Annotated in this window: 15 protein-coding genes; 13 read left to right on the top strand and 2 right to left on the bottom strand. The window is 45.9% G+C overall.

Features of this window, described 5'->3' with window-relative positions; genetic code table 11:
• Nucleotides 1-193: 193 nt before the first annotated feature.
• Both dnaA and Cabys_RS11505 read right to left on the bottom strand, forming a co-directional pair.
• Entirely contained in the window at nucleotides 194-1,594 is a 1,401-nt protein-coding gene (gene dnaA / locus Cabys_RS11510; RefSeq protein WP_006930636.1) for a chromosomal replication initiator protein DnaA, read from the bottom strand.
• A gap of 328 nt (nucleotides 1,595-1,922) precedes the next feature.
• Nucleotides 1,923-2,291, bottom strand: coding sequence for a response regulator (locus Cabys_RS11505; RefSeq protein WP_044282104.1), 369 nt, complete (start codon nucleotides 2,289-2,291; stop codon nucleotides 1,923-1,925).
• Between the two features lie 346 nt (nucleotides 2,292-2,637).
• On the opposite strand from Cabys_RS11505, the gene Cabys_RS11500 reads away from it, so the two are divergent.
• The 13 genes from Cabys_RS11500 to Cabys_RS11440 all read left to right on the top strand — a co-directional run bounded on the left by Cabys_RS11500 (nucleotide 2,638) and on the right by Cabys_RS11440 (nucleotide 19,776).
• Nucleotides 2,638-3,540, top strand: a complete 903-nt coding sequence (locus Cabys_RS11500) for a universal stress protein (protein WP_006930632.1) — start codon at nucleotides 2,638-2,640, stop codon at nucleotides 3,538-3,540.
• A gap of 82 nt (nucleotides 3,541-3,622) precedes the next feature.
• The gene (gene uvrA / locus Cabys_RS11495; protein ID WP_044281391.1) at nucleotides 3,623-6,454 is read left to right on the top strand and encodes an excinuclease ABC subunit UvrA; all 2,832 of its coding nucleotides are present in this window, start codon (nucleotides 3,623-3,625) and stop codon (nucleotides 6,452-6,454) included.
• Nucleotides 6,455-6,457: 3 nt separating this feature from the next.
• Nucleotides 6,458-7,069 (top strand): glycerol-3-phosphate acyltransferase, encoded by a 612-nt coding sequence (locus Cabys_RS11490; RefSeq protein WP_006930629.1) that lies wholly within the window; start codon nucleotides 6,458-6,460, stop codon nucleotides 7,067-7,069.
• A 2-nt stretch (nucleotides 7,070-7,071) separates the two neighbouring features.
• Nucleotides 7,072-8,148 (top strand): glycine cleavage system aminomethyltransferase GcvT, encoded by a 1,077-nt coding sequence (gene gcvT / locus Cabys_RS11485; RefSeq protein ID WP_006930628.1) that lies wholly within the window; start codon nucleotides 7,072-7,074, stop codon nucleotides 8,146-8,148.
• Nucleotides 8,149-8,166: 18 nt separating this feature from the next.
• Nucleotides 8,167-8,886 (top strand): 2-phosphosulfolactate phosphatase, encoded by a 720-nt coding sequence (locus Cabys_RS11480; protein WP_006930627.1) that lies wholly within the window; start codon nucleotides 8,167-8,169, stop codon nucleotides 8,884-8,886.
• 164 nt (nucleotides 8,887-9,050) lie between these two features.
• Nucleotides 9,051-11,579: an FtsK/SpoIIIE family DNA translocase gene (locus Cabys_RS11475; RefSeq protein ID WP_052304188.1), complete on the top strand. Its 2,529-nt coding sequence runs from the start codon at nucleotides 9,051-9,053 to the stop codon at nucleotides 11,577-11,579.
• A complete protein-coding gene (gene lolA1 / locus Cabys_RS11470; protein ID WP_006930625.1) occupies nucleotides 11,580-12,233 on the top strand; it encodes an outer membrane lipoprotein periplasmic chaperone LolA1 in 654 nt (217 codons plus the stop codon).
• Between the two features lie 12 nt (nucleotides 12,234-12,245).
• Nucleotides 12,246-13,070 carry a tyrosine-protein phosphatase gene (locus tag Cabys_RS11465; protein WP_006930623.1) on the top strand — a complete coding sequence of 275 codons (825 nt, stop codon included), beginning with the start codon at nucleotides 12,246-12,248 and terminating at the stop codon, nucleotides 13,068-13,070.
• A gap of 216 nt (nucleotides 13,071-13,286) precedes the next feature.
• The gene (locus tag Cabys_RS11460) at nucleotides 13,287-15,557 is read left to right on the top strand and encodes a GumC family protein (protein WP_006930621.1); all 2,271 of its coding nucleotides are present in this window, start codon (nucleotides 13,287-13,289) and stop codon (nucleotides 15,555-15,557) included.
• Between the two features lie 389 nt (nucleotides 15,558-15,946).
• Entirely contained in the window at nucleotides 15,947-17,284 is a 1,338-nt protein-coding gene (locus Cabys_RS11455; protein ID WP_006930620.1) for a UDP-glucose dehydrogenase family protein, read from the top strand.
• Between the two features lie 64 nt (nucleotides 17,285-17,348).
• Nucleotides 17,349-18,662, top strand: coding sequence for a nucleotide sugar dehydrogenase (locus tag Cabys_RS11450; RefSeq protein ID WP_006930618.1), 1,314 nt, complete (start codon nucleotides 17,349-17,351; stop codon nucleotides 18,660-18,662).
• 53 nt (nucleotides 18,663-18,715) lie between these two features.
• The gene (locus tag Cabys_RS11445; protein WP_006930615.1) at nucleotides 18,716-18,913 is read left to right on the top strand and encodes a hypothetical protein; all 198 of its coding nucleotides are present in this window, start codon (nucleotides 18,716-18,718) and stop codon (nucleotides 18,911-18,913) included.
• Nucleotides 18,913-19,776, top strand: a complete 864-nt coding sequence (locus Cabys_RS11440; protein WP_006930613.1) for a PHP domain-containing protein — start codon at nucleotides 18,913-18,915, stop codon at nucleotides 19,774-19,776. Before Cabys_RS11445 ends, Cabys_RS11440 begins: the two co-directional genes overlap by 1 nt.
• The last annotated feature ends 179 nt before the right edge of the window (nucleotides 19,777-19,955 follow it).

Here is a 19,955-nt window from a genome sequence, read left to right as displayed (position 1 = left end):
TAACTGTCCACGCTCAGCGCCCCCTGAGGGGGTGAGGGCAACTCCGGGAAAAGCCGACCACCGTTGGAGGGGAAGAGTTTAAAAGTGGCCTGTCATTCTAAGCGGAGCGAAGCATCCCCTTGTTATTTACCGTTATTAACACTGACCCTGTGCGCCTTGCTAAACAAAAGGAGCTGGTCATTTAAAAGCGGGATTATTTTTGATAGGTCAGGTGTTTTTTCATGGACTCAATTTGATTTCTGAGATTGGCGTCGCGACGCAGCAGCTCTTCAATGGTGTTAATGCCATGGATCACCGTGGAGTGGTCGCGTCCGCCAAAATGCAGCCCGATGGTAATCAACGAATGGTTGGTCATTTGCTTGGCCAGATACATGGCTACCTGTCGCGCCCGGACCACGTCTTTTTTACGCGTTTTGGCCCGCAGATGGTCGGAAGATAAATTAAAGACCTTTGCCGTGTATTCCACAATGGTTTCAATGGTCAGCATTTTTTTATCGGGAGGGGCAATTTCATTGACGATCTGTCGGGCCAGCTCCAGGGTCGGTTCGGCGGCGGTAAAGGTAACCTGGGCCATAATTTTAGTGAGCGCCCCTTCCAGTTCGCGCACGTTTTCCACCAGATTGGCCGCCAGGTATTCCAGCACATCGCCCGGGATGTCCAGATCGCTTTCGTCGCATTTTTTGCGTAAAATGGCCAACCGTGTTTCAAAATCAGGCGGCTGCACGTCAACGATTAACCCCCATTTAAAGCGTGAAATTAGCCGTTCTTCCAGGTCCATCAATTCATTGATGGGCCTGTCTGAGGTCAAAACGATCTGCTTGCCGTTTTGATGCAAATCGTTAAAGGTGTGAAAAAACTCTTCCTGGGTCTTTCCCTTATTTCTGAAAAAATGGATGTCATCTAACAGTAAAATATCACACGATCGATAATAGGCAGAAAATTCGGATATCTTATTTTGCTGAATGGCGTTGATAAAATGGGAGGTAAACGTTTCGCTGGAGGTGTAATACACTTTGGTCATGGGATATTTGGACAGGGCATAATTACCGATGGCCTGAATCAGGTGCGTTTTTCCCAGTCCGGTTCCTCCGTAAACAATCAAAGGATTGTAGTTGGTTCTTCCGGGAGAATCGGCAACCGCCCGGGCTGCAGCGTAAGCAAAGTTATTGCCGTCTCCCACAACAAAATTATCAAAGGTGTAACGCTCATTGATGCGCGTATAAAAAGGCGAATTGTTTACCGTGTTAGAAAATGAAATTTTGTTCAACTGTGGGGCGGCCGGCTGTAAATCCGTAGGATGATAGGGCGATTCCGGCAAAGAATCGTTTTTAATCTGATATTTTATTTTGCGATGTTCCCCCAAAACCTGAACAATGGCATTGTTCAAAACTTTAGCGTAATGATTGTCAATCCACTCGCAAAAAAAGCGATTGGGCACGCCAAGCACAAGATGCTGGTCGTCCATATCGATGGCTTCAATGGGAGCAAACCAGGTGTTGTAACTGCGGATATTGATGTACTCGCGAAGGATTTGTTGAATGTGCTTCCATACACTTTCTGCAGGATTCGATTTTTGCGCTATTCCGGCTTTCATTTCTTTCCTTAATCTTTAGTTATCCACAATTTAAGTTAGATTTTAAAAAACAATTTTTAATACTGACTAAAAAAATGGCGCCAGTATTTTTCTTGGTTGTTTTGTTGTAAGTTGTTTAAAAATAAAAACTTGAAACGACGTTTCGTCATTTCTGGAAATTTTGAATTTTGTCAGATTGCTTCGGGTTGTTGAAAAGTAGCAGTTATCCACAATCTATTCACAACCACTCACACGTCCTCTTACATTTTAATATTTTACTAACAAAAATCAAGTGTGCAATAAAAAAAAATGCAGAGTTTTTATGTTTCACGGAAAACCATTGAGAAATTTACTCGCCCAGTAAATCTTCGATTAATGCGATTAATTTCCCGGGGTCAAAAGGCTTGCTGATGGTATGCTGAACGCCAAGTTTTTTGGCCACGGAAAGATAGCTGGTAGCGTCTAATTGTCCGCCGCCAGACATGGCGATTATTTTGGCGTGGGGCAGTCTTTTCTTTATATCGATTATGGTTTCGATCCCTTCTTTGTCCGGCATAATGATATCGGTAATAATCAGGTCAAAACGCTCTGTTTTTAATAATTGAATGGCTCGATTGCCATTTTCGGCCTCGAACACTTTATATCCCTTGTCTTCTAAAATTTCAAACAACAGATCCCGGATCAGATCGTCGTCGTCTACAACTAATATCTTTTTCATGGCCTCTTCCATCTTCTTCTCTTAACACTCATGTAATTTTAAAAAAATCTTTAATATCTTTCAATTATAATATTCGAATACTTTTAAAAAAATGTAAATAAAAAATAAAAACTTTTTATCATTTTCAGCCTTGTGCCTGGAAAATTATTTTTAATTAACGAAATATGGCGTTAGCTTTATGCGTAAGTTAAAAAATAGTTTGAAAAAAAAAGCATTTTACCGGTGGTTAAAAAAATGTTAAATATAGCTGGTAATTCATCAGGAAAAGTAAAATATCGCTTATCTTTTGTGTAATGATGGTGTAATGCTTAAATTTACTTCGTTCATAAAATGAAAGGAGAATGGTATGGATATAAAAAGAATTCTGGTTCCGACGGATTTTTCCGAAACTGCCAGAGCAGCCTTAGATCAGGCTTTGTTCCTTGCTGCCAGGTATGATGCAGAATTAACGGTTTTGCATGCCCGTTTATTGTTCGAAGATGATCCGGCAGAACTGGAACACAAATTAAAAGACCTGAAAGCCGAGGAAAAAGAAGTGGAGCATGCTTTGCTGGATAAACTGCGCAAGAAAACCGCAGATCATTCCCATCTGAATATTAAGCATGAGATCATCCGCGGATATTCGGCTCCTTCGGCCATCCTGGGCTACATCAACAATAAAGAATTTGATCTGGTGGTTATCGGGACACATGGACGTTCGGGGTTGGAGCATTTTTTAATTGGCAGCGTTGCCGAAAAAGTGGTACGCTACGCCCGCTGTCCTGTTTTGACGGTACGATCGGCTGAATACATTAAAGAAAAGTTTGAAAAGATTCTGGTGCCGCTGGATTTTAGCGAACCGGCCATGCATGCCTTAAAAACAGCCGCTAATTGGGTTGAAGAAGAAGGCGGCGAGTTGCATTTACTTTATGCGGTCGAGCAGGAAGTGCATCCGGCCCTTTATGCCTGGGGAATGAAGTCCGTTTTTGATATGATTCCGGATATTAAAGAAAAGGTAGAAAAACGGATGGAAGAAGCGATTGCCCAAATTCCCAAATTAAAAAAGGTAGCGGTTAAAAAGGTTATTCGCGAAGGGAAGCCGCATAAGGTGATCGCGAAATATGTAGAAGAGGAGAAACCGCATCTCATCGTGATCGGCACGCATGGAATGGTTGGTTTGGATCGCTTTTTACTGGGCAGCACCACCGAGCGTGTAATTCGCGCAGTTAAAATTCCGGTTCTCACCGTAAAAAATAAGAATGTGATTTAAGAGGGAATTTAAGCGGAACGTATTGTCGTTATGGTTGTTTATTTTCGACTGGAACGGTATTGTAAATAGTAATAAGTGGATTATGAGTAAGAAGAATTATTTATTGGTTAAAGGCGCGCGCGAGCACAACCTGAAAAACATAGATGTTAAAATTCCCCGCGATAAATTTGTGGTCATAACGGGTCTTTCGGGCTCTGGAAAATCCAGCCTGGCGTTTGACACCATTTATGCCGAAGGGCAAAGGCGCTATGTGGAATCTTTAAGCGCTTATGCCCGACAGTTTTTAGGTTTAATGGAAAAGCCGGATGTGGATTACATCGAAGGCCTATCGCCGGCTATTTCCATCGAGCAAAAGTCAACCAGCCGAAATCCGCGTTCCACGGTGGGCACCGTCACGGAAATTTACGATTATTTAAGATTGCTGTTTGCCCGTATCGGCAAACCGCATTGCTATCAGTGCGGGCGACCGGTGGAACGCCAGACGGTTCAGCAAATTGTGGATACCATCCTTTCGTGGGAAAAAGGCACGCGTTTTCAGGTGCTCTCGCCGGTGGTTCGCGGAAGAAAAGGAGAATACAAAGAGGTTTTCAATCAATTCCGCAAAGAGGGCTTTGTGCGTGTACGTGTTGACGGCCAGATTCATTCGCTGGACGAAGAGATTCATCTTGAAAAAAATAAAAAGCACAATATTGAACTGGTGGTCGATCGGCTGGTAATCAACGGCGACATCCAGAAACGACTGACGGAATCGGTGGAGCTGGCCTTAAAACAAAGCGGAGGGCTGGTTTACATCAATAAACCGGATGTCAACGAAGATGTCATGTTTAGCGAACAGTTTGCCTGCGCTCATTGTAATCTATCGTTCGAAGAGCCGGCTCCGAGAACATTCTCTTTTAACAGCCCTTATGGCGCCTGTCCTAAATGCGACGGGCTGGGCGTTTTGACGCAAATTGACCCCACGCTGGTCGTGCCGGACGAAACGCTTTCCATAAACCAGGGCGCCATCGCCGTTTTAAGCGGCCGGCATGAGGGGTGGTTGTATGAGATGATTGCCAGTCTGGCGCGCAAACTGGGATTTAGTCTGGATACGCCATGGAAAGACCTGCCGGAAGAAATACGCCATGTAATCCTTTACGGTACGGGCGATGAACAGGTTAAATTTGTTTACAAACGACAAAAAGCCTATGTGGAATGGCACTCCAGCTATGAAGGCGTAGTCAACAATCTCTTGCGGCGGTATAAGCAAACATCGTCGTCTCATGTGCGGCGCTGGATAGAAGGGTTTATGAACAGTCTGGTTTGCGATGAATGCGGCGGCACACGGTTGCGTAAGGAAGCCCTTGCCGTTACCATTAATGGCAAAAACATCCACCAGGTTACCGAACTTTCTATTAATGAAGCCAAAAAGTTTTTTACGCGCTTAAGGTTAACCAATCAGGAAAAGCAAATTGCCCATCAAATTTTAAAAGAGATTGACCAGCGTCTGCAGTTTTTAATTAATGTGGGCCTGGATTATTTAACGTTGAGTCGCACGGCAGGAACGCTTTCCGGCGGCGAAGCGCAGCGCATTCGTCTGGCAACGCAAATTGGCTCGCAATTGGTCGGCGTGCTGTACATTTTAGATGAGCCAAGTATTGGCTTGCACCAGCGCGACAATCGCAAATTGATTCATACGCTCAAAGAATTGCGCAATCTGGGCAATACGGTATTGGTGGTGGAACACGACCGCGAGACCATCGAAGAGGCAGACTATGTCATTGATCTTGGCCCCAGAGCGGGCATCCACGGCGGCGAGGTCGTGGTAAGCGGCACACCGCAAACCATTGCCCGCAGCAGAAAAAGCTTAACCGGCATGTATCTTGCCCATAAAAAAACCATTGATGTTCCCGGTAAACGGCGTACGGGCAATGGCAGGTTTTTGATAGTGAAGGGCGCTGAGGGCAATAACCTTAAAAAAATCGACGTCCGTTTTCCGCTTGGCAAGTTTATTTGTGTGACGGGCGTTTCCGGATCGGGTAAAAGCAGCCTGGTGAATGAAACCCTGTATGCCGCCCTGGCGCGGCACTTTTACCGTGCAAAAAAAACGCCGCTGCCCCATGCAGCTATCGAGGGAATGGAATACATCGATAAGGTCATCGATCTGGATCAGTCGCCCATCGGGCGGACGCCGCGTTCCAACCCTGCCACCTACACCGGTTTGTTTACGCCCATTCGCGATCTCTTCAGTCAACTGCCGGAATCCAAAATTCGCGGCTACAAACCGGGACGCTTTAGCTTTAACGTAAAGGGCGGACGTTGCGAACATTGCGAGGGCGATGGAATCCGGAAAATAGAGATGCACTTTTTGCCGGATGTTTACGTGCAGTGCGAGGTGTGTAAAGGAAAACGCTACAATCGGGAAACCCTGCAAATTAAGTACAAAGGGAAAACCATTGCCGATGTGTTGGACATGACGGTGGAAGAAGCGCTGGAATTTCTGGCTAATATTCCGGCGGTGAAACGGCGTTTGCAAACACTGTACGACGTTGGGCTGGGCTACATTAAATTGGGGCAGGCCGCCACCACGCTTTCCGGCGGCGAGGCGCAGCGCGTAAAACTGGCCACCGAGTTGAGCAAAATTGGCACGGGCAATACCTTTTACATTTTAGACGAACCCACAACCGGCTTGCATTTTGAAGATATTCGGATGTTGTTGAATGTGTTGAATAAGCTGGTGGATAAAGGCAATACGGTGGTGGTGATTGAACATAATATGGATGTGATCAAAACCGCGGACTGGATAATCGACCTGGGCCCGGAAGGCGGCGAAAAAGGCGGGTACATTATCGCAGAAGGAACGCCCGAAGAAATTGTTAAAATAAAAAAATCGTACACCGGGCAATTTTTAAAGAAAGAGCTGAACGGAAGACTTTAAAAAATGGAATGGTTTTTGAGTTTAATCGTTTTTGGCGGAGCTTATTTGATTGGCTCCATTCCGGCGGCATTGTTCCTGCCTGCTTTTAAGAAAGAGGCGCGCAAAACAAAAAGCGGAGAGGCCGGCAGACATCATATTTACCGGATCAACAAAAAGCGATGGACGTGGACGCTGATCAGCGGTTTTAATTTTGGCAAAGGGCTGTTGACCGCCTATTTAACGCTAAAATTTTTCCCGGGAGATTTTTATCTGCTTTTAAGCGCAATGATGGGCCTTTTATTGGGCGAGGTTTTCCCGATTTGGTCTGGTTTTAATGGCGGCAGCGGGCTTGACGCCGCAGCGGGCGCTCTGTTTTTGGTCAATCCTTTCTTAATCCTGATATGGGCGGCGTTGTTTCTTGCTTTTTATTTGTTTCTGCGCCAGCGTGTCATTGCAGCTTTAATCGCCATTTTTGTCCTGCCGCTGATCATTTTTTTGACTCGCCATATTTATTTTACTGATAATACGCTTTTACTTATATTACCCGTTTCAATGTTAATTTTTCAACGTATTCTGGAACGTGTTCCGGATTTGGTCAGAGAAAAGAGCGTTAAAATTCAAAATGGAGAAGGGTAAAGATGGAATTAAAAAAGACAGCTTTGCACGATATTCATGTTAAACTGGGCGCCCGCATGGTGGAATTTGCCGGTTTTCACATGCCCATCCAGTACCACAGCATCAGAGAAGAACATATCCGCGTACGCAAAACGGTCGGAGTGTTCGATGTATCGCACATGGGCGAAATTATCATCAGCGGCCCAAAGGCGCTGGAAATGGTGCAAAAAATTACGATCAATGACGCCGCTAAACTGGAAATCGGACAGGTGCAATATTCGGCCATGTGTTATCCTGATGGCGGTATCGTCGATGATTTACTGGTTTACCGCTTTGCCGATCATTATATGCTGGTGGTGAACGCCAGCAATAAAGACAAGGATTATCAGTGGATTTTAAAAAATAAGATCGACGACTGCCAGGTGATCGATCAAAGCGATGCGTTTACGCAATTAGCCGTGCAGGGCAAAAAGGCCGAAGAGACTTTGCAAAAATTAACCGACGTTAATCTGGCCGCGATTAAGTTTTACTGGTTTGTAGAGGGCAAGCTGGCCGATGTGCCGATGATTATTTCGCGAACCGGCTACACCGGCGAACCCGGTTTTGAACTCTACTTTGCCAATGAATATGCGGAAAAAGTGTGGAACGCGGTGATGGAAGCCGGCAAAGAGTTTGATATCGAGCCGATCGGCCTTGGCGCCCGCGATTCTCTTCGGCTGGAAAAGAAGATGTGTCTTTACGGCAACGATATCGATGAAACCACCAATCCCATTGAAGCCGGTCTGGGCTGGATTACCAAATTAGATAAGGGCGATTTTATCGGTCGGGAGGCGCTGCTAAAGATTAAAGAAGAAGGCCCCAAACGCAAACTGGTGGCTATTGTGCTGGAAGGGCAGGGCTTTCCACGGCACGGTTACAAAATCTTTAAAGACGGAAATGAAATCGGCCATGTGACCAGCGGCACCGTTTCGCCGATTTTGAACAAAGGAATTGCCATGGGCTATGTGGCAAAAGAATTTGCCAGAGTAGGAACCGAGCTGGAAATCGAGATTCGCGCCAAAAAAGTACCGGCGATTATCATTAAACCGCCGTTTGTTTGATTTTTATAGAAGATGCCCATGCCTGTAGTTGATGTTCTGTTTACCGCCACGGATCTGGTGCAGGCCAATGGAGCCGTAGTGGTGATCATTGATGTGCTCAGAGCGAGCTCCACGATTGTGACCGCCTTGCAAAATGGCTGCCAGGCGGTCATTCCGGTGGGCTCGATCAGCGAAGCGCAAAAAGAAGCCGCCCGGCGTGAAAACGTTTTGCTGGCCGGAGAGCGTAACGCCATAAAACCGGAGCATTTCCATCTGGGAAATTCGCCGCTGGAATTCACGCCTGAAGCGGTGCAGGGGAAGAAGGTGGTGTTGACCACCACCAACGGCACACGGGCTCTTAAAAGCGTGGAAAACGCCTGCACGGTGATTATTGGTTCCTTTTTAAACGCCAGAGCCGTGGCCCGCTTTCTGGAAAGGGAAGAGCGCGACGTCTTGTTGTACTGTGCGGGAAGCGATGGAAGATTTGCCCTGGAAGACACCCTGTGCGCCGCGGAAATTTTAAGGCAATTAAAACCATTTTCTCTGGCTGACGGCGCCCGGTGGACTTTGCAGGGGGCAAAAAGTTACCTGGATTTCAGCGCGCCTGATAAAGAGTTTCAGATATTTAAAGCTGTCTCCCGCAGCCGGCATGCCCTTCGCTTAATAAATCTGGGCTTTGAAGAGGACGTGGCCTACTGCGCCCGATTAAACCAGATGGATATCGTGCCTTTATTAAAAGATGGCAAATTAATAAAATAAAATAACTTACAATACAAGTAACTTGTTTTCTTGCAGCTAAATTGGTAAATTAATTCTAATGGATTAAATAAAATTCGGCGTGCTGAATGAATCATTGCACAGTCAAAAATGCAAATCAAAATTTGCCAGGCTAATCGATGACGATTGGCCGGAGTTGTTTTAAAATGGCCAGAAAAAAGAAAAACAAATCGAAGCAATCTTCCCGGCGGCATAAACGGCAGGCTCTGGGCGTTCTGTTAATGGGCGTTTCGCTCATCATTGCGCTTGCCGTTATTACGCATGATTTGCGGGATCCCGTTTCTCTGCAAAGTATTGGCCAGGGCGTGGTCATTCACAACTGGTTTGGACGTCTGGGCGCCGTGCTCAGTTATTATTTGATGCAATGGACGCTGGGTTACCCCATCCTGATTTTACCTCTGATTCTGGCCATCTACGCCATCCAGATATTGCTTGATCGAACTTTCGACTGGTTCTGGAAAACTACTTTTGCCCTGCTTGCCTGGGGAACGCTCTTTTCCGTTTTTTTAGCCATGCCCGCCGCTTTAAGAACAGACGGAGCCATCACCGAGTATTTTCCCAGTGGATTAATCGGCGGCTGGCTGGCCTCCAAACTGGTCATCTTTTTTGGTGGTTTTGGAAGTATTGCATTGCTGGTTATCATTACGCTGACCCTGCTTATTTTAAGCATTCGTCTGGAAGTGGCGCCAATACTGGTAGGCTTTGCCTTTCTTTTTGATAAAATGTTTCATGGGCTGAAAAACGGACTGGCCGGTCTTTTGCGTCGTTTAAAACAGCTGCGGCTAAAACCGGAAGCGGCAAGCCCCGGCACATTGCCCGATCAGGCCAACGGCGAAGAACAAAAAGCATCGGACGAAGAAATTCCGGAGATCAATCTGCCGCTGGCCCGTATTAAAGAAGACCTGACTGAGGAAACGCCGGAACCGGAATCCGAAACGGATGATCTGCTCGATCAACTCACGGAAGATACGACGGAAGACCTGCTCGACCGTCTGGAAGAGGAAAAAACGGCCGGGCCTGGCATTCAAACTGATCTGGATTCACTGCTTGCGCAATTAGAAGAAAAGGAAGAGAAGGAAGCTGAGCAAAGACCACGGGAATCGGCGCAAGCCGATTTGAATGGAAACGAGGCGTTTGACTTTGAGGTGCAGGAAGAGGTAAAAGACAAAGAGCTGGATTACGACCGGATGTTAAAGGAGAGCATCTCCCGTTTTGAATTTCCGTCAACAGAATTGCTGAGCGATCCGCCCGAGATCGAAAGCAGCGTAACGCGCGAAGAGTTAAAAGCCAACGCCGATTTGCTGGAATCCCGGCTGGAAGAGTTTGGCGTTAAAGCCAAGGTGATTCGCGTTACGGCCGGGCCGGTTATTACCCTGTACGAGGTTCAGCCGGCGCCCGGCGTTAAAGTGAGTTCCATTGTTTCGCTGGCTAACGATCTGGCGCTGGCCATGGAAGCGCGCGGCATCCGAATTATTGCGCCCATTCCCGGCCGGGCCGCCGTGGGCATCGAAATTCCCAATCGCAATCCGCAAACCGTGTATTTAAAGCCGCTCATTCGCTCCGAAAAATTTGCCGCCAGCCGTCTCGAACTGCCCATTGCCCTGGGTAAAACCATTTCCGGTGAATCTTACGTGGACGATTTAAGCAAGATGCCGCATTTGCTGGTTGCCGGCGCAACCGGAGCGGGCAAAAGCGTGGGTATTAACACCATGCTCATGTCCTTAATTTATGCCGTAAATCCGGCCAAAGTGAAGTTCGTCTTAATCGATCCCAAACGATTGGAATTGTCTATTTACGAAGATTTAAAAGATCATTATCTGTTGTACCGCCCGGACCTGGACGAGGTGGTAATAACCAAGCCTAAAAATGCGGTGAGTATTTTAAATACACTGGTGCTGGAGATGGACCGCCGGCTGGATTGGCTTTCTACCCTTAAAGCGCGAAATATCGCCGAGTTTAATGAAAAAGTACGCAAAATGCCCGGCCAAAAAGAGGGGCATTTTAGAGAGTTGCCCTACATTGTGGTGGTGATCGATGAGCTGGCCGACTTAATGGTGGTGGCGCAAAAAGAAGTGGAAGCGCCCATTGCCCGGTTGGCGCAGATGGCCCGTGCGGTGGGCATCCATCTGGTGGTTGCCACGCAACGTCCCAGCGTTGATGTTATTACAGGTGTGATTAAAGCCAATATTCCGGCGCGCATTGCTTACATGGTTTCCAGTAAAGTCGATTCGCGCACCATCCTTGATATGAACGGCGCCGAACAGTTGTTGGGGCGCGGCGACATGTTGTACCAGGCGCCGGGCAGCTCCAAACCCATCCGCTTGCAAAATCCGTTTATTTCAACCGAGGAAATTGAACGCGTCATCGAGCATATTCGCAAACAACCTAAAATGCCCTACTACAGTTTGCCGCAGCCCGGAAGCAGTTCGGGCGCCGGTGTCGGCTCTCTGGGCGACGATAGAGACCCCTTTTACGACGAGGCCAGAGAGCTGGTGATAAAGCATCGCCAGGGATCTATTTCTTTTTTGCAGCGTAGATTACAAATCGGTTTTTCCCGGGCTGCGAGAATTATGGATGAGCTGGAAAAAGACGGCATTGTGGGGCCGCAAAAAGGAAGCAAACCCAGAGAAGTTCTGGTCTCAATTGATGAACTTAAAAAAATGCGTGGAGAATAAATGATGCGAAAAACCTTTTTAGCTGTTTTGATGGTTATGGCGCTCTTCTATTTTGTAGAAGCGCCCCGGGCACAGGCGCGTAATGTGAAAGACATTATTAAAAAAGTGCAAAAAAAATATGATGATATTAAAAACTTTAAAGCCAGTTTTGAGAAAATTGAAACCTTCCAGTTAACCGGTTCGCAAATTGTGACCAGCGGTAAGTTGTTCATTAAAGACGGCAAAAAATATCGTTTCGAAACGGAAGACCAGTTAGTGATCAGCGACGGTGAAACGGTTTGGACGTACAATCGTTTGAGCAATCAATTGTTGATCGACAGAGTGAGAAAAAATTCCGGCGCTTTGTTGCCGCGTGATATTCTGTTTAAATTTCCCAAAACCCATTACGCCACACTTCTCGGCGAAGATGAAATGGACGGGAAAAAAGTTTACATCGTTAAGCTGGACTCAAAAGAAGATGCGCAGGGCTATTTCAGCTCCATAAAAATCTGGGTGCAGGACGATGCCTGGCAAATTGTTAAAATTGAGATTACCGATCTGAATGGCAATAAATCTATTTTTTTACTCTCGCAAATCAATACAAGGGCTACCCTGTCGGACGATCTGTTTAAGTTTACGGCAACTCCCGATATGGATGTAGTGGATATGCGATAAGGATGATTGTAGATGGCTGAAGCCCGTTTCGTAGATATCCATTCTCATTTTGTTTTTGGCGTTGACGACGGCGCTCCCGATCTGGAGGCCAGCATGGCCATGCTGGAACAGGCCGCCTCGCTCAACTTTACGACGCTGTTAGGCACGCCGCACGCCACCGAGCTTACAGATGATGAATTTAGCCGGCAGCTTGTGGAAAATTTTAATGTCGTTCGACAAACCGCCCAAAAAGAAAAGATGCCTCTGGAGCTCTTTTTGTCGGCGGAAATGTTTTATTCGCCGCGCCTATTCGAGTGGTTGAAGTATCCGTGGTCCACTTTTAACCAGAACAAAAAGTATCTTTTGTTTGAACTGCCATTGTTTGATTTTCCGGAAGGCGTAGGGCAGTTTATCTTTGAAGCCCGTTTAAAGGGGCTTATCCCCATTATGGCCCATCCGGAGCGCTATCGTTATCTGCACGATCAGCTGGAAAAACTATTAACCTTTGTGCGACAGGGCTGTTTAATTCAGGTCAACGCCGGCAGTATTGTAGGGCAGTTTGGAAGCTCGGTGCAAAAGTTTTCTTTAAAGTTGATTAAAAGCGGCGTCGTACAGTTCATCGCTTCCGATGCGCACGAAATAAAAAACAGAAGTTATTTAACTCTGGTGCATGCCCGTCAGGAGCTGGCTAAATTTTATAACGACGACGTGTTAGACAACCTGTTCTTTCATAATCCATTAAACGCCATCCGGGCAAGCCAGGTTAGCATGTTAGACCTGGACGAAGAATCTTTATTGCCCTCTCAGGAAAAATGGAAAAAGATATTGATTAGTCTGAAGAATCGATTGTTCTCTTAAAGAATTTGGCAAGAACTACGAAAATAGAGCATTCTGAAAAAATGAGCCAGAAGGGGTTTAGAAAAAGGAAGAGAGAGAAATCACGCAGGACAACGCTGCTCTGGCGATTATTTGAAGAAGATTTATGAAACGCGCTTATTTGCAAAAAAGGTTTTAAATAATAATTGGCATCGCAAATTTTAATGGCAATTGAGTTAAAATCAGGAGATTGTTGATTTGGAGACAAGAGTTCCCGGGAACTTTGAGACGGACACGTGGGAAGGCGACGAACAGCCGCTTCATTTAACCGACTACATTCGAATTTTGTATCGCGGGCGATGGTTGATTATTCTTTCGTTCATCGCCGTATTTTCGGCCACGGTGCTTTACACATTTACCACCGATCCGACTTACGAGGCTTCGGCCGTTTTGTTGGTCGAGAGTAATGATTCGATGGATCGCGCGCTGTTTAATTTGACAACCTTTGGCACGCAAACCAATCTATTAAACAATCAAATAGAAATATTAAAGAGCAGGAACATTGCGGAACGCGTAGTAAAAAGGCTGGAAAAATCCGCCTATCGCGATTCCATCAGTTTTTTTAAAAAACTGGAAGACGGAAGCGATTTAACCTTTAACCAACGCGTGGCCATTGTGATGAGTAGTCTGGAAGTAGAACCGCGGCGCGATACGGATATCATAACCCTGACCTACCGGGCTGGCTCTCCTTTTGAAGCGGCCTTTTTAGCCAATGTTATCTCCGAAGAATTTGCCAAACTGAATGCGGAAACTAATCGCATGGAAGTATCTGAGATGCGAAAGTTTATCGAAGATCGATTGGCGATTAAGGCAAAAGAGCTTAAGGAGTCAGAGGAAGCGTTGAAAGAGTTTCAGGAAAGGGAAAAGATCGCCAGCCTGGATGCGGAAACCCAGGAATTGGTGACGCGCCTTTCAGAGACGGAATCTTTCCTGGAGCAGGCGCGCATCGAATTAAATTCCAAATTGCAACTCAAGAAAAATCTTGAGGAAAAATTAAACGAACGCAAAGAAACCCTGCCCGCAAATTTAAGCGAAATTTCCACGCCTTACATTCAAACCTTGCAACAAGAACTGGCCAGAGTGGTGGCCGAACGAACCAGCTACGTTACGGCGCTTGAAACTCAGGTGCAGTCCAAAAGAGAATTTTTTACGCCGGAGCTGGTAAGATACGACGAGCGCATTAAGGCATTAAAAAAGAAAATAAGAGAAGAAGCGGCTAAAATCGCCAACTCCGAGATGATTTCGGATCCGCTGCGCATTTCGCAGGACCTGGTAAATCAGCTCATCAACCTTTCCGGAGAAATCACCGCCACAGAGGCCAAAATAGCGGCGCTGGAAGATGTGTTAAAAGTTTACAACCAACGGCTGGAAAATCTGCCGGACAAGGTGCTGCAGCTGGTTCGGCTGGAGCGTCGAAAACAGGTGGACGAACAGACCTATATGATGCTCACTCAAAAATTGGAAGAAGCCAAAATTCAGGAATCGGCCCAGGCCAGAAACGTGAAGATCATCGATCGGGCGATTAAGCCCAACCGACCGGTTAAGCCCAATAAACGCATGAATCTGATGCTGGGCGCCATGCTGGGGCTCGGTTTGGGCGTGGGCATTACGTTTATGATTGAATACCTGGATCGATCCGTTCGCAAGCCGGAAGACATGGAGCGAATGGGGTACAATGTTCTGGCCACCATTCCTAAAATCGAGCTCGACAAGGTGGAAAAAAGCAAAATAAAACAAAACGAAAGCGCCAAAATTGAAGCGCGTTTGATCACGCACATCGATCCCAAATCGCCCGTTTCCGAAGCGTATCGTACGTTAAGGACCAATCTACAATTCAGTAAAATCGAAAAAGATTTGAAAACCATTCTGGTAACCAGCGCCGGTCCCAAAGAGGGCAAATCGACCACAGCGGCCAATCTTTCCATTGCTCTGGCCCAGGCCGGAAATCGCGTGGTTATTGTCGATGCGGATTTGCGTCGGCCCATTCTGCACTCCGTTTTCGGCACCACAAAGGAAGAAGGGTTAACCAATCATCTGGCGGGTAGTATTTCTTACGAACAGGTGTTTAAAGAGACCGTCGTGGAAAATTTGTCGCTGGTCACAAGCGGCGTTTTACCGCCCAATCCGTCCGAACTGCTGGCTTCCAAAAAAATGGAAGATTTTTTAAATAAATTGTGCGAAGACTTTGACATAGTGGTGCTGGATAGTCCGCCGGTCATTGCCGTTACCGATGCTTCCATTCTCAGCACTAAGGTGGACGGTACCTTGCTGGTGGTTTATGCCGGACAAACCGAACGCGATGCGATTAAGCGCGCGGCCAATATGCTGAACTCGGTTTCGGCGCGACTTTTAGGTATTGTTTTAAATGGCTTCGATGTACAGGGAATATACGGCTCTTACTACTATTATTATTACCACCATTATTACGGTGGAGAAGGAAAATCCAAACCAAAGAGGAAGTTCATTTAAACAATGCCGTTCAAGGCGCTTTGTTGTCTTCACAATAAAAAGTATGAGCAAACGCATTGTTGTAGAATAACCAGTATGATGTCCGTATAAAAGCGGCCCCAGGCAGTTTGCCAATACAGGAGAATCCTTTACAAGTCCGTTGTTGTGGAACGCGTGTAAAATGCAGTTAAAAAATTTTTTTTCAGCAAAATTGTAATATAGCGTAAAAAGATCGAAAAGAAACTTATTACATTTGGCCAGTTAAATTTTGAAAAAATTAAAAGAAAATAAAGAAACGGTAATTCTTAAAATCGCTGTTAATAAAGATAGGCTTAATAAATTCGTAAGATATTCCGATATGTCAAAATTATGATGATCAAAAAAGAGAAAAGAATAGAAAGGAGATTACAATGAGGATTGCAGTGGTAGGCACGGGCTATGTTGGCCTGGTCGCCGGAACCTGTTTTGCAGATGTAGGTAACGACGTTATTTGTGTGGACAACGATGTGAATAAAATCGAAATGTTAAATAATGGTAAAATTCCCATTTATGAGCCGGGCCTGGAAGAGATGGTAAAGCGTAATGTAACGCAAGAGCGGCTTGTTTTTACGACCGACATTAAAAGCGCCGTGGAAAAATCGCAAATCATTTTTATTGCCGTCGGCACCCCGCCCAAAGAAGACGGCTCAGCCGATTTGCAACATGTTCTGGCGGTTGCCCGTGAAATCGGAAAACACATGAACGGCCCGAAGATTATCGTTAATAAAAGCACGGTTCCGGTCGGAACGGCAGACAAAGTACGGGATGAAGTAAAAAAACACACCCATTACGATTTTTCCGTGGTTTCCAATCCTGAATTCCTAAAAGAAGGCGCCGCAATCGACGACTTTTTGAAGCCCGATCGCGTGGTAGTGGGCACCGACAACGAAGAAACCGCCGAAACCATGCGCAATCTTTACGCTCCCTTTGTGCGCACCGGCAAGCCGATTTTGATCATGGATGTTCGCAGCGCCGAGCTGACCAAGTACGCCGCCAACGCCATGTTGGCCACCAAAATTTCATTTATTAACGAAATAGCCAATTTGTGTGAAAAAGTAGGCGCCGATGTGGAAATGGTGCGCAAGGGCATCGGTACCGATCGACGTATTGGCCCGTACTTCATCTTTCCCGGTACAGGCTACGGCGGCTCCTGCTTTCCCAAAGACGTAAAAGCCATTATCCGAACGGCCAGAGAATATGGTATGGAGTTGAAAATTCTGGAAGCCGTCGAAAGCGTAAACAACCGGCAGAAAACCATTTTGCTGGATAAGATTAAAAATTATTTCAATAACGATTTAAAAGGGAAAGTCCTTGCTGTTTGGGGTCTCTCTTTTAAGCCGAATACCGATGATATGCGCGAGGCGCCGGCCATATCCTTAATTAGGGCGCTGGTAAAAGAAGGCGCCAAAATCAGAGCGCACGATCCGGAAGCCTTAAAAGAAGCCGAATGGCGTTTTGAAGATTTAGTGAAGACAAAAGACGTGTTCTTGATTAAAAAGCGCTACGAAGCGCTGGAAGGCGCCGACGGCCTGATCATTATGACGGAGTGGAATGAGTTCCGTGAACCGGATTTCTACTTAATTAAAGAGATGTTGAAAAGATCGGTGATCTTTGACGGTAGAAATCTGTATGATCCTAAACGGATGGCCAAAATCAGTATTGATTACTTCCCAATTGGTCGTCCTTCTTCTCTCGAATACAAGAAGTAAGTTGAATGAATTAATAAAATGGAAATTAACACGATAAATTAGCATAAAAAAATGGAGTAGCGCTATGGATCTATTACAAAAAATTGAAAATAAAGAAGCCGTTATTGGCGTTGTCGGCCTGGGATATGTGGGATTGCCATTGCTCATGGAATTTGTAGATCAGGGCTTTAAGACCATTGGCTTTGATATCGATCCGCAAAAGGTCGAAAAATTGAACGCCGGTAAGTCTTACATTAAGCACATTGACGAGGCGCGAGTCAAAAAGGTGCGGGACAGCAATCTGTTCGAGGCGACAACCGATTTTAGCCGCATTAAAGAGGTGGACGCCATTTTGATTTGCGTACCCACTCCCTTAACCAAACATCGCGAACCCGACCTGTCTTACATTACCGGCACGGGCGAAACGCTGGCCCAGCACATTCGAGCCGGTCAGTTAATCGTACTGGAAAGCTCAACTTTTCCGGGAACCACAGAAGAGGTACTTAAACCGTTGCTGGAAAAATCGGGGTTAAAAGGCGATCGCGATTTTTGGGTAGCGTTCTCGCCAGAGCGGGAAGATCCGGCCAATCCCAAATTTAATACGCGCACCATCCCAAAGGTGGTCGGGGCTAACAACGAATACGCGCGCAAACTGGTTTCTACGTTGTACGATCAGGTCATCGTAAAAACGGTGCCGGTTTCATCGACTCAGGCCGCGGAAGCGACCAAATTGTTGGAGAATATTTTTCGCAGCGTGAATATTGCCCTGGTTAATGAAATGAAAATGATTCTTGATCGAATGGGCATCGATGTGTGGGAAGTCATCGAAGCGGCTTCGACCAAACCCTTCGGCTTTATGCCTTTTTATCCGGGGCCGGGCCTGGGCGGCCATTGCATTCCCATCGATCCTTTTTATTTGACATGGAAAGCCCGTGAATATGAAATGAACACGCGCTTTATTGAGCTGGCCGGCGAGGTTAACACCTTTATGCCTTACTATGTGGTGAACAGAGTGACCGAAGCTTTGAATGACAGGGCAAAGAGCGTAAAAGGCTCTAAAATTCTTATCTTAGGCGCGGCCTACAAAAAAGACGTGGACGATCCGCGGGAATCTCCTACCTTTAAGCTGATTGAAATTCTGGAAGCAAAAGGCGCCATTGTAGATTACAATGATCCTTTGATCCCTGTTTTACCCAAAATGCGCATGTACCATGTCGATCATAAAGAGAGTGTTGATTTGACGCCGGAAAATCTGAAAAAATACGATCTGGTGTTGATTTCTACCGATCATTCCATTTACGACTGGGATTTTATCGTTGAAAATGCTCAGTTGGTGGTAGATACGCGCAATGCCACGAAAAATGTTCTCGAACATCGGGATAAAATTGTAAAAGCTTAAAATGACAGGCGGACTTGTTCCGCCTTTTTTTATGCTTAACGGAGGTTGCTTTCATGAAAAAAATAGAGATCGATTTGCCAGACTCTTTATTTCTGGAACTGGAAAAGCTGCGCAAAGAAAGCGGCTTGTTGAACTTTAACGATTTTTTAATCGCCATTTTGCAAAACTATCTGGATCAACAAAATCCTTCCCAAAAAGAAAAGGATGAACAAGACATCGAAAAACGGTTAAAAGACCTGGGGTATATGTAATGGCCGTTGATCTGCATCTACACACCACCCATTCCGACGGATCATTAACCCCATCGCAGCTCGTTCAGCTTCTAAAAAAATTAGGCGTTAAAACATTTGCCATTACTGATCACGATACGATTAGCGCCATTAAACAAGCCGACAGGGCAGCCCATAAAAACGGCATGCGTTTAATCACCGGGGTTGAGTTAAGCATTGAATACCCTTTGCCGGGATCAGCCCATTTACATCTGCTGGGCTTGTTTATTGACGTACAAAATGAGGAATTAAATTTTGCACTGAAAAAATTAAGGGAAGAACGCAAAAACAGGGCGCATTTAATTATTCGCAAATTGGAGCAAATGGGCATTGAGCTCCCTTCTTCCCAAAAAGAGAAATTGGTTTTGAACAATAGCGTGGCGCGTCCGCATATTGCGCAGATCCTTTTGCAAGAAGGCCTGGTAAAATCCATGGAAGAGGCCTTTCAAAAATACATTGGCCGAAACGCGCCGGCCTATGTTCCCAAAAAAAAGTTTCAATTAAAAGAAGCGATTGATTTAGTCCACAGGGCCGGGGGGCTGGCCATCGTGGCGCATCCTGTAAGCCTGGGAGCTAAAACAGATGCGGAGTTGCGTGACCACTTAGATGCTCTGGTCTCCTGCGGGATTGACGGCCTGGAAGCGTATTATCCGCTGCATGATCCGCCGCTAACGCGCTATTTATTGAACTATGCCGAAGAAAAACGCCTGGCTGTTTCCGGCGGTTCCGATTTTCATGGCGAAGCCAAAAAGGAAATTCAACCGGTGATTGGCGATGGGCGCCTGAATGTGCCGGATGAAATTGTTACGCAGTTAGATGCTTTTTACCGCGAAAAGTACGGTTAAACAAAGGGCTGATATTTTTTTGACAATTCACAAAATATTTTGTTAACTTCTTCTCAATCCAGAACATATTAGTTTAATGGAAAATCTCAGGTGCGGTTGTTGAACTCACTCGTAAATAGTCAATATTCAGGCAATTTTAAATATAAAGTTAAACCAGATAAAACTCAGGTTTGCTTTTG

Source organism: Caldithrix abyssi DSM 13497 (genome assembly GCF_001886815.1).
Lineage (GTDB): Bacteria > Calditrichota > Calditrichia > Calditrichales > Calditrichaceae > Caldithrix > Caldithrix abyssi.
Note: the sequence above shows the minus strand (reverse complement) of the source record. Positions and strands in the feature narration are given on the sequence as shown.